The organism is Enterobacter sp. FW301-JW81, assembly GCF_058788735.1.
The window spans coordinates 324,422-339,525 of record NZ_JBYTBA010000005.1; the positions used below are offsets into that span (position 1 = coordinate 324,422).

11 protein-coding genes are annotated in these 15,104 nt (G+C 62.6%); 5 read left to right on the top strand and 6 right to left on the bottom strand.

Annotated elements, in window-relative coordinates; all coding sequences use genetic code 11:
- Positions 1-10: 10 nt before the first annotated feature.
- Entirely contained in the window at positions 11-658 is a 648-nt protein-coding gene (entD, locus tag AC3WOK_RS17235) for an enterobactin synthase subunit EntD (protein WP_492354867.1), read from the bottom strand.
- A 112-nt stretch (positions 659-770) separates the two neighbouring features.
- Positions 771-3,020 (bottom strand): TonB-dependent siderophore receptor, encoded by a 2,250-nt coding sequence (locus AC3WOK_RS17240; protein ID WP_047347152.1) that lies wholly within the window; start codon positions 3,018-3,020, stop codon positions 771-773.
- A 214-nt stretch (positions 3,021-3,234) separates the two neighbouring features.
- Here AC3WOK_RS17240 and fes point away from each other — a divergent pair, with 214 nt between their 5' ends.
- The 3 genes from fes to entF are packed head-to-tail and all read left to right on the top strand — an operon-like array spanning position 3,235 to position 8,511.
- Entirely contained in the window at positions 3,235-4,434 is a 1,200-nt protein-coding gene (gene fes, locus AC3WOK_RS17245) for an enterochelin esterase (RefSeq protein ID WP_063955461.1), read from the top strand.
- Between the two features lie 10 nt (positions 4,435-4,444).
- A complete protein-coding gene (locus AC3WOK_RS17250) occupies positions 4,445-4,657 on the top strand; it encodes an MbtH family protein (protein ID WP_059310775.1) in 213 nt (70 codons plus the stop codon).
- Entirely contained in the window at positions 4,654-8,511 is a 3,858-nt protein-coding gene (gene entF, locus AC3WOK_RS17255) for an enterobactin non-ribosomal peptide synthetase EntF (protein ID WP_492354868.1), read from the top strand. The genes AC3WOK_RS17250 and entF overlap by 4 nt, the downstream gene beginning before the upstream one ends.
- Before the next feature lie 82 nt (positions 8,512-8,593).
- Here the strand turns inward: entF and fepC are convergent, their stop codons facing one another.
- The 3 genes from fepC to fepD are packed head-to-tail and all read right to left on the bottom strand — an operon-like array spanning position 8,594 to position 11,378.
- Positions 8,594-9,388 carry an iron-enterobactin ABC transporter ATP-binding protein gene (fepC, locus tag AC3WOK_RS17260; protein ID WP_492354869.1) on the bottom strand — a complete coding sequence of 265 codons (795 nt, stop codon included), beginning with the start codon at positions 9,386-9,388 and terminating at the stop codon, positions 8,594-8,596.
- On the bottom strand, positions 9,385-10,377 hold the full coding sequence (fepG, locus tag AC3WOK_RS17265; RefSeq protein WP_492354870.1) for an iron-enterobactin ABC transporter permease: 993 nt from the start codon (positions 10,375-10,377) through the stop codon (positions 9,385-9,387). Before fepG ends, fepC begins: the two co-directional genes overlap by 4 nt.
- Positions 10,374-11,378, bottom strand: coding sequence for a Fe(3+)-siderophore ABC transporter permease (gene fepD, locus AC3WOK_RS17270; RefSeq protein ID WP_492354871.1), 1,005 nt, complete (start codon positions 11,376-11,378; stop codon positions 10,374-10,376). Before fepD ends, fepG begins: the two co-directional genes overlap by 4 nt.
- Before the next feature lie 108 nt (positions 11,379-11,486).
- Here fepD and entS point away from each other — a divergent pair, with 108 nt between their 5' ends.
- On the top strand, positions 11,487-12,734 hold the full coding sequence (gene entS / locus AC3WOK_RS17275; RefSeq protein WP_492354872.1) for an enterobactin transporter EntS: 1,248 nt from the start codon (positions 11,487-11,489) through the stop codon (positions 12,732-12,734).
- 46 nt (positions 12,735-12,780) lie between these two features.
- On the opposite strand, the gene fepB is transcribed toward entS, so the two are convergent.
- Positions 12,781-13,740, bottom strand: a complete 960-nt coding sequence (gene fepB, locus AC3WOK_RS17280; RefSeq protein WP_492354873.1) for a Fe2+-enterobactin ABC transporter substrate-binding protein — start codon at positions 13,738-13,740, stop codon at positions 12,781-12,783.
- Between the two features lie 186 nt (positions 13,741-13,926).
- Between fepB and entC the strand changes: the two genes are divergently transcribed.
- The gene (gene entC / locus AC3WOK_RS17285) at positions 13,927-15,102 is read left to right on the top strand and encodes an isochorismate synthase EntC (protein ID WP_492354874.1); all 1,176 of its coding nucleotides are present in this window, start codon (positions 13,927-13,929) and stop codon (positions 15,100-15,102) included.
- Positions 15,103-15,104: the final 2 nt, after the last annotated feature.

The window sequence follows — 15,104 nt, forward strand, 5'->3', positions numbered from 1 at the left end:
CGTAGCGCCATCAGGCTTTTAGCAACGTCCACACGCTCTCATCATGAGTCTGCCAGGCGAGGGTAAAGCGTGTATCCTCAGGATATTCTCCAGCCGGGTAAGAAAGCTTCAGTGAAATTGTTTTCTCATCTAACGCCGTGACTCTCGCACAGTCAAAACCCATATACGTCTTCACCTGCGGAAAGAGCGCCTTGAACAAACTCTCTTTGGCGCTAAACGCCAGCGTCAGCGCCAGCGCGAAAGGGTAGCCCGAACGCGTCAGGCACATAGCCTCCTGCGCATCGATAATGCCGTCCTGGATTTCACGGGCTTCACGCTCCGCAAGAATGGCTTCGCAATCAATACCTACCAGCGCTGTCGGATGACGAACGACAATCGCCATCGCCTGCGTGCCGCTGTGGGTGATGCTTCCTGAAACGCCTTCCGGCCAGAGCGGTTCGCCGCTGGAGCCGATGCCGGGAACGGCGTGGTCAGGTAAGGCATGGGCGGCGGCGATGCGTCCGGCAAGATGTTCGGCTTTGCGTTTGCGTCCTGCGTTTGCAAGCTCGGCGTGGTGCGGAAGCCAGAGGAGATCGGCGTCGGTGAAGGTCGTGGGATAGAAGGTGACGTGATGGACGGTGTGGCCGGCGAGAATGAACGTGCGGTGGGTGGTGTGCATGTTTTTCCTTTATCAGCAAATAGTGCGGCCTGATACCCTCACCCCGACCCTCTCCCACAGGGAGAGGGAGAAAACACTAAAAACGGCAACGAAGTTGCCGTTTTGCTTTTACCTAGAAGCGCGTATTCACGCTCATATACCAGGTCCGGCCCGGCTCATTATACGTATACGCTCCCGCGCCGTACATATACGCACCGGTAGTGGTATTCCCGGTGGTCTGGGCATTCCCCGCACGCCACTGGCGCTTGTCGAAGACGTTATCCACGCCGCCGGTCAGGCTGACGTTTTTGGTCATGTCCCAGGTCGCGCTCAGGCCAACGATGCTGTACGGGCTGACTTCGTCTTTCTCCGAGCCGGTCACCGGCTGACCTTTGTAGTTGTACTTCTTCGGCTGCTGCTTGCCGTACCAGGTGAAGGTCGACTGGAGCGACACGTCCTGATGGACCTGCCAGCTCAGGGTCGAGTTCAGCGTGTACTCCGGGATGATCGACAGACGGTCGCCGGTCTCCTTATTCTTGCTCTGCAGCATGTACGTAATATTGTTGGTCCAGTTAATCGTGTCACTGACCGGCACGTTCAGGGAGCCTTCCAGCCCTTCGACGACCGCCTTCGGCACGTTTTCCCACTGATAGATATCGGTCTGCACCTTACCGGAAGAGGTGTGGCCAATCGGCGCGTAGCCCGCTTCAATCTTGTCGCGATAGTCGTTACGGAACCAGGTTACGCCAGCCAGCCAGCCGTCGCGCTTCCACTCCAGGCCAATCTCTTTGTTGATGCTGGTTTCGGCCTTCAGGTCGTCGTTGCCCATCATGTAGCAGCCCACGCCGTCGGAGCTTGCGTAGCAGCCCTGGCCTTTGCTGTAGAGCAGGTAGTTCGGGTTGGTCTGGTACAGGCTCGGTGCCTTATAGGCCCGCGCGATACCCATCTTCAGCGTGAAGTTATCCCCCAGACCCTGCGACAGGTTCAGGGACGGGCTCCAGTTGTTGCCGACGATGGTGTGATGGTCGAAGCGCAGCGCCGGGGTCAGCATGGTGCTGTCGGTCAGCTCCATGTTGTTCTCGGCGAACAGTGAGAAGATTTCTGCCGACGTGTACGGGCTCCGATCGTTACTCATGCCCGGAATAGTGCCGCCCTGCTGGGTTTGCGTGAAGGAGGTCGAGTCCTTCATGCGCTGCTGGTTCCACTCGGTGCCCAGCGTCAGGTTCTGGTTGACGAGGAAATCAATCGGCAGGTTGATTTCGCTGTGCAGCATCACGTCGGCCAGGTCGGTGTCGGTGAATTTATTGCTGTTGAACAGCCCTTCCAGTCCACCCGCCAGCCCTTCGCCGAGACGGGAGTTGCGGGTGTGCTCGTACTGCGCCCAGTTGCTGGTGGTGATGCCGTTATCCCAGCCGCCGTTCCAGGTCACCGCGAAGTTCTGGCGATAGATACGGTTGGTCTCTTTGCCGTAGTTTTTCTTTACCAGGCCGCTGGAGCTGTTGTCGTTGTTGGTATTCTGAGTATCGCCAGCGTAGAGGTTGTTCTGGCGGCTGTAGCCTGCTTCAAACTCCAGGGACTGCATTGGCGCGAAGTCCCAGCGCACCACGCCGTTAATGTCTTTGTTTTCTACACCCTCGCGGCCTGCGGGCAGCGTGTCGGCGTAGGCACCGGTACGATCGGACTGGTGACCCTGGTTGATGTCCCAGGCGTCGGCCTGCGTCTTGTCCAGATTACCGAACATGCGGAAGCTGAAGTCGCCGCCGAGCGGGCCGCTCAGGCTGAAGTTGGTGCGTTTGGTGGAACCTTCGTCCTTGTGTTCTGGCGCATTCAGGTAGGTGTTCCAGGAGCCGTGCCACTGGTCGTCGAACTTTTTAGTGATGATGTTCACCACGCCACCTGCCGCCCCGTTGCCGTAGCGCGCGGCCGCCGGGCCGCGGATCACTTCGATGCGCTCAATCATCTCTGGCGGCACCCAGCCGGTATCGCCGCGGGTATCACGCTCGCCGCGCCAGCCCAGACGAATGGAGTTACGGCTGGTCACCGGCTTGCCGTCGATCAGGATCAGGGTGTTTTCCGGCCCCATCCCGCGAATATCAATCTGACGATTATTCCCGCGCTGGCCGCTGGTGGAGTTCCCGGTCAGGTTAACGCCCGGCATGGTACGGATAATTTCAGCCACGTCGCGCGCGGGCGGGTTTTTACGGATCTCATCGGCGGTGATGGTCGATACGCCAGGCGCCTGCAGATTCTGCTCGGCGGCGGTGATGACCATCGTGTCTTCGTGCTGCGCGGAGGCGGTGCTGTCGTCTGCCAGGGCTGGCAGCGCGACGCCGTAAATCCCTAAGTTGACCAGCAAGGCCAGGGAGTGAATCTTCTTATTCATTGTACGTCCTGCTTTTCGCGCCGCGTCCCCTGGCTCCATTCCCGAAGGGGAGAGGAGGCGGCATGGTGTCACCCGCAAGTGGGCATGATTGTTTTTTGAGCGCGCTTCCCACAGCGCGGGCACTACGCTATTGCAAATGCAAATAGTTATCAATAATATTATCAATAAAATTTGTCCTGAGACAAAAAAGACGGTTAAACATGAGGTTATAAGGGTGACGACGTTAACAACGGGAAGTGAAGCGTGGTGGCAGTCGAAAAACGGGCCTGAATGGACGCCGGAAAAGGGACAATATCGCGTCACGTTCTGGTGGCGTGACCCGGCAGGAACGCAGCGTTCGTCACCGATCAAACGCGTCTGGCTCTATATCACCGGCGTGACCGATCACCATCAAAATGCCCGCCCGCAATCCCTCGAACGCATTCCTGATACCGACGTCTGGCAGTGGCAGGGCGAGTTCAGCCCCGAGTGGCGCGGCAGCTACTGCTTTATCCCCTCCGTGAATGAAAACGATTTTGCCGACGCGGTATTTGAAGGCCAGCAGCCGGACCGCATGGCGCTGCGCGAAGGCTGGCGCAAACTGCTGCCGCACGCGGTGTCTGACCCGCTGAATCCGCAGAGCTGGCGCGGCGGGCGCGGTCATGCCGTCTCGGCGCTGGAGATGCCGGAAGCACCGGTTCAGCCGGGCTGGCATTATCAGGATACGCCCCACAGCGCGCCGGTCTGCATTGAATGGGAAAGCGCGCGCCTGAAAAACCGCCGTCGCGTCTGGGTTTTCACCACCGGGGAAGATAACCCGCAGCGCCCGCTGGCGGTGCTGCTCGACGGCCAGTTCTGGGCCGAAAGCATGCCCGTCTGGCCCGCGCTGGCGTCGCTCACCGCCGAGCGCAAACTGCCGCCTGCCGTTTACGTGTTAATTGATGTTATCGACATGGCGCATCGCAACCGCGAGCTGCCGTGCAATCCCGATTTCTGGCTGGCGATACAGGAAGAGCTTCTCCCGCTTGTCAAAAACCGCGCGCCGTTCAGCGACCGCGCCGACCGGACGGTGGTCGCAGGGCAAAGCTTTGGCGGCCTCTCTTCCCTTTATGCCGCGCTGAACTGGCCGCAGCGTTTTGGCTGCGTGCTGAGCCAGTCCGGCTCTTACTGGTGGCCGCACCGCGGCGGGCAGCAGGAAGGGCTGTTAATCGAACAGCTTAAAGCAGGTGAGATAGCCGCGCGCGGGCTGCGCATCGTCCTTGAGGCCGGGCGCAACGAGCCTCTGATTTTCAACGCCAGTCAGGCGATTTACGCCGAACTACGCGCCCGGCATCAGGTTTACTGGCGTCAGGTTGACGGCGGACACGATGCGCTTTGCTGGCGCGGTGGGCTGACGCAGGGGCTGATGACCCTCTGGCAGCCGCTTATTCAATAACGGAGTCTGTATGGAATTCAGCAACCCTTTCGATAACCCGCAGGGACAGTTCGCCATTTTGCAAAACGACCAGGGGCAGTACAGCCTGTGGCCGCAGCAGTGCGAACTGCCGGCAGGGTGGCGCGTGGTGTGCGAAGCGCAGCCGCAGGACGCATGCCAGAAATGGCTGGCGGAACGCTGGCAAACCTTAGTACCGTCCCATTTTGCGGAGGGGAACGCATGAACCGTCTTCCTCTCGTTGCCGCCCAGCCGGGGATCTGGATGGCGGAGCAGCTTTCCTCCCTGCCAAACGCCTGGAGCGTGGCGCACTACACCGAGCTGAAAGGCGAGATTGACGCGCCGCTGCTGGCGAAAGCCATTGCGGAAGGCATGATGCAGGCCGATACCCTGCGGATGCGTTTCAGTGAGGAGAACGGTGAGGTGTGGCAGTGGGTGGATGACACCTTCATTCTGCCGGAGACGTCCATCGTTCGCGTTGACTCTCACGACGACGCCGTGGCGCTGATGGAAGCCGATCTCAACCAGAACCTGCGCGTCGACAGCGGTCAGCCGCTGGCGTTTCACCAGCTGATTCAGGTCGGCGAGCGTCAGTGGTACTGGTATCAACGCTATCATCATCTGGTGGTGGATGGCTTCAGCTTCCCGGCCATTACCCGCCAGATTGCCGCGATTTATGCCGCCTGGAAAAAGGGCGAACCGACGCCTGCATCCCCGTTTACGCCATTTGCCGAGGTGGTGGAAGAGTATCAGCGCTATCGCGACAGCGAGGCGTACGCGCGCGACGGTGCCTTCTGGGCCGAGCAGCGCAAGCAGCTGCCTTCGCCGGTCTCGCTCTCCTCCGCGCCGCTGTCGGGACGCGCCGCCACCACCGACATTCTGCGCCTGAAAATTGCAATGGACGGCCGCGCCTTTAGCCAGCTTGCGCAGGCGGCAGGGCAGGCGCAGCGCACCGATCTGGCGCTTGCGCTGGTGGCGCTGTGGCTCGGGCGCCTCACCGGACGGCTGGACTACGCCGCCGGGTTTATCTTTATGCGCCGCATGGGTTCCGCCGCGCTGACCGCGACCGGGCCGGTGCTCAACGTCCTGCCGCTGGCGGTGAATATCAATCCGCAGGAGAGCCTGCCCGCGCTGGCGCTGCGTCTGGCTAACCAGCTGAAAAAAATGCGCCGCCACCAGCGCTACGACGCCGAGCAGATCGTGCGCGACAGCGGGCGTGCCGCAGGCGACGAAGCGCTATTTGGCCCGGTGCTGAACGTTAAGGTTTTCGATTATCAGCTGGATATCGACGGCGTGGAGGCCACCACCCATACGCTGGCAACCGGCCCGGTGAACGATCTGGAGCTGGCGCTGTTCCCTGACGAGCAGGGCGGATTAAGCATTGAGATCCTCGCCAGCAAGCAGCGTTACGACGAAGCAACGCTCACTTGCCACGTCACGCGCCTGAACGCGATGCTCATGCAGTTTGCCGCCAACCCTGACCTGCGCTGCGGCGAAGTGGAAACCGTATCTGAACAGGAATACGCGCAGCTGGCGCGCATCAACGATACCGGGCTGGCGCTGCCGTCCACTACGCTCGCGGAGCTGGTGGCGGAGCAGGCGAGCAAAACGCCGGACGCCCCTGCGCTGGCGGATGCGCACATCGAGCTGAACTATCGCCAGATGCGCGAGCAGGTCGTCGCGCTGGCAAACCTGTTGCGCGAGCGCGGCGTGAAGCCGGGCGACAGCGTGGCGGTGGCCCTGCCGCGCTCGGTGTTCCTGACGCTGGCGCTGCACGGCATCGTCGAGGCCGGTGCCGCGTGGCTGCCGCTGGACACCGGCTACCCGGACGACCGCCTGCGGATGATGCTGGAGGACGCGAAGCCGTCCCTGCTTATTACCACCGACGAGCAGCGTTCGCGCTTTAGCGACCTGCCGATTGCCTCCTTTAGTTACAACACACTGTTGCCGACCGCGGGTGCTGAACCGCTGCGCCTGGCGAAGCCGGAGCAGACGGCGTACATCATCTTTACCTCCGGTTCGACGGGACGCCCGAAAGGGGTCATGGTCGGCCATACCGCCATCGTTAACCGCCTGAAGTGGATGCAGGACCATTACCCTCTGACGGCGTTTGACGTGGTGGCGCAGAAAACGCCGTGCAGCTTTGACGTGTCGGTGTGGGAGTTCTGGTGGCCGTTTATCGCCGGGGCGAAGCTGGTGATGGCCGAGCCGGACGCGCACCGCGACCCGCAGGCGATGCAGGGCTTCTTCGCGCAGTACGGCGTGACCACCACCCACTTTGTGCCGTCCATGCTGGCAGCCTTTGTCGCCTCGCTGACCCCGGAAAACGTCGCGTGCTGCAAAACGCTTAGGCAGGTGTTCTGCAGCGGCGAAGCGCTGCCGACCGGGCTCTGCCGCGAGTGGGAACAGCTGACCCATGTGCCGCTGCATAACCTCTATGGTCCAACGGAAGCGGCGGTGGATGTGAGCTGGTATCCGGCGTTTGGCCCCGAGCTGGCGGCGGTGGAGGGCAACAGCGTGCCAATTGGCTTCCCGGTGTGGAACACGGGATTACGCATCCTTGACGCGATGATGCGCCCGGTGCCGTTCGGCGTGGCGGGGGATCTTTACCTCACCGGCATTCAGCTGGCGCAGGGATATCTGGGCCGTCCGGACCTGACCGCGAGCCGATTTATTGCCGATCCGTTTGCCCCGGGCGAGCGGATGTATCGTACCGGCGACGTTGCCCGCTGGCTGGACAACGGCGCGGTGGAATATCTGGGCCGCAGCGACGATCAGCTGAAAATTCGCGGCCAGCGCATCGAGCTCGGCGAGATCGACCGGGCGATGCTGTCGCTGCCGAACGTCGCCCAGGCCGTCGCCCACGCCTGCGTGTTCAACCAGGCGGTGGCAACCGGCGGCGATGCCCGTCAGCTGGTAGGGTATGTCGTCTCTGAATCCGGCTTACCGCTGGATCGCGACGCGCTGCTGGCGTCGCTCAAAGCCCAGCTGCCGCCGCACATGGTGCCGGTGGTGCTGCTGCAAATCAGCGCGCTGCCGCTCAGCGCGAACGGCAAGCTCGACCGCAAGGCGCTGCCGCTGCCGGAGCTGACGAGTAAATCCTCCGGCCGTGCGCCGGAGACTGAAACCGAAGTCGCCGTCGCGCAGGCGTTTTCCGCGCTGCTGGGCTGCGAGGTGAACGATATCGAAGCCGACTTCTTTGCCCTCGGCGGTCATTCGCTGCTGGCGATGCGCCTCGCGGCACAGCTCAGCCGGGCGTTTTCCCGCAAGTTCACGCCGGGGCAGATTATGGTCGCCTCCACTGTGAGTAAGCTCAGCGCGCTGCTGGACTCGCAGATGAGCGACGAGCAGGCGCAGCGTCTGGGGTATGAAACCCTGCTCCCGCTGCGCGAGAGCGACGGCCCAACGCTGTTCTGCTTCCATCCGGCGTCCGGGTTCGCGTGGCAGTTCAGCGTGCTGGCGCGCTACCTCAGCCCGCGCTGGTCCATTACCGGCATTCAGTCGCCGCGCCCGGAAGGGCCGATGCAGCAGTGCGCGGACCTGGATGGAGTAATCGAATATCACCTGAATACGTTGCGTATGCAGCAGCCGCAGGGGCCGTATTACCTGTTCGGCTATTCCCTCGGCGGCACGCTGGCGCAGGGCATTGCGGCGCGTCTGCGCGCGCAGGGTGAAGAGGTGGCGTTCCTCGGCCTGCTGGATACCTGGCCGCCGGAAACCCAGAACTGGGCGGAGAAAGAGGCCAACGGCCTCGACCCGGAGGTGCTGGCGGAAATCGAGCGCGAGCGCCAGGCGTTTATCGCCGCCCGGCAGGGGCAGGGCTCCAGTGAACTGTTTAGCGCCATTGAGGGCAACTACGCCGACGCGGTGCGGCTACTGACCACGGCGTACAGCGCGCGGTTTGAGGGTAAAGCGACGCTGTTTGTCGCCGAGCGCACGCGCACGATGGACCCGCAGCAGGCCTGGTCGCCGTGGGTGGCGGAGCTTGAGGTGTATAGTCAGGATTGCGCCCACGTGGATATCATTTCACCGCAGGCGTTTGAGAAGATAGGGCCGATACTGAAGGAAATTTTAGTATAGTGCAAATGCCCGGTGGCGCTGCGCTTACCGGGCCTACGGGAGCCGAGTGTAGGCCGGGTAAGGCGCAGCCGCCACCCGGCAATTACCGCCGACCTAACGGCACCACCAGCGGCGTCCCCGCCACCGGATCGTCAATAATCATGCAGCGCATGCCGTAGATCCGCTCGATCAGCTCCGGCGTTACAATCTCCTTCGGCGCGCCCTGCGCCACAATCTCACCGTCGCGGAGCGCAATCAAATGCGTGGCGTAGCGGCACGCCTGGTTCAAATCATGCAGCACTGCCGCCAGGGTGTAGCCCTGCGTGCGGTTCAGCTCGCTCAGCAGCTCCAGCAGGTCAATCTGATGGCTGATGTCGAGCCAGGTCGTCGGCTCGTCCAGCAGCATGATGGAAGTCTCCTGCGCCAGCACCATCGCAATCCACGCGCGCTGGCGCTGCCCGCCGGAAAGGGTGTCCACGCTTTGCAGGGCGAGATCGGTAATCCCCGTCGCCTGCATCGCGCGGTTCACCGCCTCGTCATCCTCTTTACGCCAGCGGGTGAACAGCGGCTGGTGGGGGTAGCGCCCGCGGGAGACCAGCTCCTGTACCGTGATGTCTCCCGGTGTGGTGGCGTTTTGCGCCAGCAGCCCGATGCGCCGCGCCACCTCTTTGCTGGCGAAGCGCTGGATCTGCTCTCCATCGAGGAACACGCTGCCTTCAGCCGGCGTCATCAGGCGGCTGAGCGTGCGCAGCAGAGTCGATTTGCCGCAGCCGTTCGGCCCGATGATTGCCGTAAAATGGCCGTCCGGAATGGCGACGGATAAGTCACGGGCAATGATTTTTTTGCCGTAGCCGAGGGTAAGATTTTCGCCGCGCAAGCGGGTTGTAGAATCTGTCATTTCTTGCGTGACTCCTGAACGAGCAAGACGATGAGGTAAATCCCGCCGAGGCTGACGGTCACCACGCCCACCGGCAGTTGATAAGGCATAAACAGCCGCTGGGCGCAGAGGTCGGCGGCCAGCAGCAACAATGCGCCGCAGAACGCCGCCTGGGTGAGTCCCCAGCGCGCCGTCCCGCTAAGGCGACGCGCGATATGCGGCGCCACGAGGGCGATAAACGAGATCGGCCCGGCGATAGCGGTAGAGGCGGCAGTCAGCAGTACGGCGACCAGCATCAGCATCAGGCGCGAGCGCTCGACGCCCACCCCCAGCGCGCAGGCGCTGTCGTCGCCCATCTCCAGCAGGCGCATGCGCCGCACCAGCAGCAGCGCGCCGATAAACATCAGCAAAATCAGCGGCGCGGCGGGCCAGGTTTTGCCCCACGTCAGGCCGTTGAGGGAACCGGCATACCACAGCCCGGCGGAGAGCGCGGTTTCCAGCGAGGCCTGCAGTAAAAGCCAGGTGTTAAAGGCCATCAGCATGGCGCGGATGCCGATCCCGATGATGATCAGTCGGAAAGTGTCGATGCCGTTGCGCCAGGCCAGCAGCCAGATCAGTAATGACGTCAGAATGCCGCCCGCCATCGCCGTAAAGGTAATCGCCGTCAGGTGCTGACCGAACAGCACCATCGCCACCAGCACGCCGCTCCAGGCCCCGGTATTGAGGCCCATCACGTCCGGGCTGCCGAGCGGGTTGCGCATCAGCGACTGGAAAATCGCACCGCTCACGCCGAGGGCTCCACCCACCAAAATCGCCATCGCCACGCGCGGCAGCCGCCACTCCGTCACCACCATAGTGATGTTGCGCGGCGCGCTGCCGAGCAGGGCGTTAAATACCTGAGTGAAATCGAGCGTGACCGCGCCGCTGCGCAGGCTCCAGACCGCCAGCAGCACAATGGCGATAAGCAGCAGCGAGACGCTGGTGAGTAAACGGCGGGACGGGGCCATCATGCGCCACCTCCGCGCTTACGGCGCACGAGGAAGATCAGCACCGGCGCGCCGATAAAGGCGCTGACCACCGAGACGCGCAGTTCACCGGGCACCAGCAGGCGGCCCAGCACATCGGCAAACAGCAGCAGGGCAGGGGTGGCAAGCAGCGTCACCGGCAGCGACCAGCGGTGATCCGCCCCCACCAGCCAGCGCGCCATGTGCGGCATCATCAGGCCAATAAAGGCGATCGGGCCGACCACCGCGGTCGCGCTGCCGCATAGTACGGTGATGGCGAGCAGACCAATCAGCTGCGTGCGCGCCACGCGGTTGCCGAGGGCGGTCGCGGTGTCGCTGCCGAGGCTCAGGCTGTTGAGCGCGCGGCTTAACAACAGCGCCACGACCGCGGCAATTGTCACCGGGATCGCCACCACTTTCAGGGTTTCAAGGGTGCGGATATCCAGCGAGCCGGCCTGCCAGAAGCGCAGCTGGTCGTAGACGTCCGGGTTGAGCAGAGCGATGCCGTTGGATAACCCTTCGAGCACCGCCGCGAGCGCCACGCCCGCCAGCGTCAGGCGGACCGGACTCAGCTGCCCGCCGCCCTGGCTGCCGGTAAACGCCACGATCAGCGAGGCGGCCAGCGCGCCGCAGAAGGCCATGACCAGCTGCTCAGACGGAGAGGTGAAGCCGAACAGCGCCGCGCCGAGCACGATGGCAAAGCTGGCGCCGGAGTTGACGCCGAGAATACCGGGGTCCGCCAGCGGGTTCCGGGTAAGGGTTTGCATCAGCGCACCGGCAAGGCCGAGCGCGCCACCGGCAAGCAGCCCGGCGAGGGTGCGGGGCAGGCGGGCGTCGAGCACGATAACGCAGTCGGCGCTCCGGCAGGTGCCGGTGAGCGCATCGACGATAATGGACGCGGGCAGCGGCTTCGCGCCAACCAGCAGGCTGAGTGCAATCGCAAGGCTCAAGATCAGCCATAAAACGGGCACGGCAATGGCGCGCACCGAAGAAGAGGAAAACGACATAGCAACATCCATGATTTGATAATGATAGTGATTATCGTTATCTATCTTATTTGGCTATGTTAGCATGTGCGCCCATGGAATGGGTAGAATTACACTCAAGGCTTTGTCATGAATCAAAAATCCTGGCTGCTCAACCTCAGCCTGCTTAAAACGCACCCGGCGTATCGCGCCGTTTTTATCGCCCGCTTTATCTCCATTTTGTCCCTCGGCCTGCTCGGCGTGGCCGTGCCGGTACAGATCCAGACCATGACGCACTCCAGCTGGCTGGTGGGGCTGTCGGTTACCTTAACCGGCGGGGCGATGTTCATCGGCCTGATGGTCGGCGGCGTACTGGCGGACCGCTACGAGCGTAAGAAGCTGATCCTGCTGGCGCGCGGCACCTGCGGCGTGGGATTTATCGGGCTGTGTCTGAACGCCATGCTGCCGGAGCCGTCGCTGATCGCCATTTACGCGCTGGGGCTGTGGGACGGTTTCTTCGCCTCGCTGGGCGTGACGGCGCTGCTGGCGGCAACGCCCGCGCTGGTCGGGCGCGAGAACCTGATGCAGGCGGGGGCGATCACCATGCTCACCGTGCGCCTCGGCTCGGTGATTTCGCCGATGGTGGGCGGCCTGCTGCTGGCGACCGGCAACGTGGCGTGGAACTACGGGCTGGCGGCGGCGGGGACCTTCATCACCACCCTGACCCTGCTGCGCCTGCCGCTGTTGCCGCCTCCACCGCAGCCGCGCGAGCATCCGCTGAAATCGCTGATGGCCGCTATTCGTTTCCTGTTCAGCAACCCGCTGATAGGCGGCATTGCGCTGCTCGGCGGCCTGCTGACGATGGCGAGCGCGGTGCGCGTGCTCTACCCGGCGCTGGCGGGAGAGTGGCAGATGAGCGCCTCGGAGATTGGCATGCTGTACGCCGCCATTCCGCTCGGCGCGGCCTGCGGGGCACTGACCAGCGGCAACCTGGCGCAAAGCGCGCGGCCGGGGTTGATTATGCTGCTTGCCACGCTGGCCTCGTTTATCGCCATTAGCTTCTTCAGCCTGATGCCGGTGTGGGCGCTTGGGGTGATGTGTCTGGTGATCTTCGGATGGCTCAGCGCCATAAGCTCGCTGTTACAGTACACCCTGATCCAGACCCAGACGCCGGAAGGGATGCTCGGGCGCATCAACGGCCTGTGGACCGCGCAGAACGTGACGGGCGATGCCATCGGCGCGGCGATCCTCGGCGGCCTGGGGGCGATAATGACCCCGGTGGCGTCGGCGAGCAGCAGCGGGTTTGTATTAGCGATGGTTGGCGGGATTTTGTTAGTGGTATTAGCGGAATTGCGTCGGTTCAGGCAGGAGAGTGTGTTGAACGACGGTGCGGCCTGATGCCCTCACCCCGGCCCTCTCCCACAGGGAGAGGGAGGGAAAATACCTACTTGAACAACGTATTCAATCTGTCTAACACCAGCATCGCGCTGTAATAATCCAGGCGGAACGTCTCCGTACCCAGCGCCCAGACGCGCTTGTTCTTCACTGAAGGCAGATGCGCCAGCAGCGGGTTGGCGTAAATCGCATCCACATCTTTCTGGTCGCCGGCAAACACAAACAGCCCTTCGCCGTTCAGTCCGGTTGCCAGGCTTTCACCGCCCAGCTGAATAATGTCGTGGCGCTTGCCCTGGCTTTTCGAGGTCTGTAACCCGGCGGGCAGGTCCGCCAGCGTAAAGCCCAGCTGGTGCAAAAGCTTGCCCTGCGCCGATTCCTCCGTCCACAGGTTAGCGCTGCGCGCGGCGGCGGTGTAGACGATGGCGTTCACCGGCTGCGGCGGCAGTTTCATCTGCTGTTTCACCTGCGCGAGCTGCTTATCAAAAGCGGCAATGCGCTCCGCGGCCTGCTTTTCCTGTCCCGTAATGGTACCGAGCTGCGTCAGCAGTTCCTGCCAGCTCTTGTCGTCGTAGTTGATGATAAGCGTCGGGGCGATGGCGGAGAGCTGGTCGTACAGCGCCAGCGCGGAATCCCCGCCGGTGGCGCTGATCAAAATCAGGTCCGGCATCTGCGCCGCGACCGCTTCGGCGCTCGGCTCGCCGATGTACAGCCGCGCGACCTTGCGCTGTTTAGCGATATCCCCCCACTGGCGCAGAAAACCCTGCGCGTCCGCCACGCGGTTGTTCGGCGCGGTTGCGCCGCTGGCGACGACCGGGGCGTCAATCGCCAGCAGGGAGCCGGTTAAGGTCACGCTGGTGGAGACAATGCGCGTCGGCTTGCTCTCCAGGGTATGCACGCCGCGGCTGTCGGTCACCTGACGTGGCCAGTCGGCAGCGGCGGCTGAGGTAAGTCCTAAAACAAAAAGTCCGAATAAAAGCAGGGGAGTACGACAAACGGCAGGGAATTTCACAGCGCGGTATCCTGTTTTTGTTGAAGATAATGCTTCTCATTTTCATGGTTGCCGCGAAGGGATGCAAGCTTTTGTCGCACAAGTTATTTGCCCGACGGTTGACAGCGAAGCGATGTGGGATTAGGTTAGCCTCGAAAATATAAATGATAATCATTATTGCTTCTTTTATCATTTGAGGAGGATGATATGGATACGTCCCTGGCTGAGGAAGTTCAGCACACCGCGAGCACGCTGCAATCAGACCGCTTTTTCTTTATGTCGCCTTATCGCAGCTTTACCACGTCCGGCTGTTTTGCCCGCTTCAATGAACCCGCCGTTGGCGGCGACGATCCGGCGGGTCCGTTCCAGCAAAAATTAGCCCAGGCCTTCCGGAATGCAAAAGCCAGCGGCATTGCTCACCCGGTGATGGTGGGGGCTATCCCGTTTGATACCCGCAAGCCCTCGTCGCTGTTTATTCCACAGCGCTGGCAGACGTTTTCTCGCCCGGCGCGTCAGCAGTCTTCACGCTTTTTCTCCGGCTCGCAGGCGCTGAAGGTGGAACAACGCACCGAGATCCCGCCGCAGCCCGTGTTTGAAGAGATGGTCGCCCGCGCGGCAGCGCTGACCGCCACGCCGCAGGTGAACAAGGTGGTGCTGTCGCGCCTGATTGATATCACGACCGACAAACGCATGGACAGCGGCGCCCTGCTGGAGCGCCTTATTGCCCAGAACCCGGCGAGCTTTAACTTCCACGTGCCGCTGGAAGACGGCGGCGTGCTGCTCGGGGCAAGCCCGGAGCTGCTGCTGCGCAAAGAGGGTGCGCACTTTAGCTCGCTGCCGCTGGCGGGTTCCGCGCGCCGTCAGCCGGACGACGTGCTGGATCGCGAGGCGGGCAACAAGCTGTTGGCCTCCGAAAAGGACCGCCACGAGCACGACCTCGTGACCCAGGCGATGAAAGCCATTCTCGCGCCCCGCAGCCATCGCCTCAGCATGCCTGACTCTCCGCAGCTCATCACCACGCCGACGCTGTGGCATCTGGCGACGCCGGTAGAAGGCGAGGCGCGTGAAAACGAGAACGCACTGACCCTGGCGTGCCTGCTGCACCCGACGCCGGCACTGAGCGGTTTCCCGCATCAGGCGGCAAAAGAATTGATTGCCGAGCTGGAGCCGTTCGACCGCGAGCTGTTCGGCGGCATCGTCGGCTGGTGCGACAGCGAAGGCAACGGCGAGTGGGTGGTGACCATCCGCTGCGCGCGTCTGCATCAGAATAGCGTTCGCCTGTTTGCCGGCGCGGGCATTGTGCCCGCCTCCTCCCCGGTGGGCGAGTGGCGCGAGACCGGCGTGAAGCTCTCCACCATGCTCAACGTTTTTGGTTTGCACTAAGG

Excerpts from the sequence above, each read along its gene's own strand:
- entD (WP_492354867.1), bottom strand. The coding sequence starts at position 658 with ATGCACACCACCCACCGCACGTTCATTCTCGCCGGCCACACCGTCCAT.
- AC3WOK_RS17240 (WP_047347152.1), bottom strand. The coding sequence starts at position 3,020 with ATGAATAAGAAGATTCACTCCCTGGCCTTGCTGGTCAACTTAGGGATT.
- AC3WOK_RS17250 (WP_059310775.1), top strand. The coding sequence starts at position 4,445 with ATGGAATTCAGCAACCCTTTCGATAACCCGCAGGGACAGTTCGCCATT.
- entF (WP_492354868.1), top strand. The coding sequence starts at position 4,654 with ATGAACCGTCTTCCTCTCGTTGCCGCCCAGCCGGGGATCTGGATGGCG.
- fepC (WP_492354869.1), bottom strand. The coding sequence starts at position 9,388 with ATGACAGATTCTACAACCCGCTTGCGCGGCGAAAATCTTACCCTCGGC.
- fepG (WP_492354870.1), bottom strand. The coding sequence starts at position 10,377 with ATGATGGCCCCGTCCCGCCGTTTACTCACCAGCGTCTCGCTGCTGCTT.
- fepD (WP_492354871.1), bottom strand. The coding sequence starts at position 11,378 with ATGTCGTTTTCCTCTTCTTCGGTGCGCGCCATTGCCGTGCCCGTTTTA.
- entS (WP_492354872.1), top strand. The coding sequence starts at position 11,487 with ATGAATCAAAAATCCTGGCTGCTCAACCTCAGCCTGCTTAAAACGCAC.
- entC (WP_492354874.1), top strand. The coding sequence starts at position 13,927 with ATGGATACGTCCCTGGCTGAGGAAGTTCAGCACACCGCGAGCACGCTG.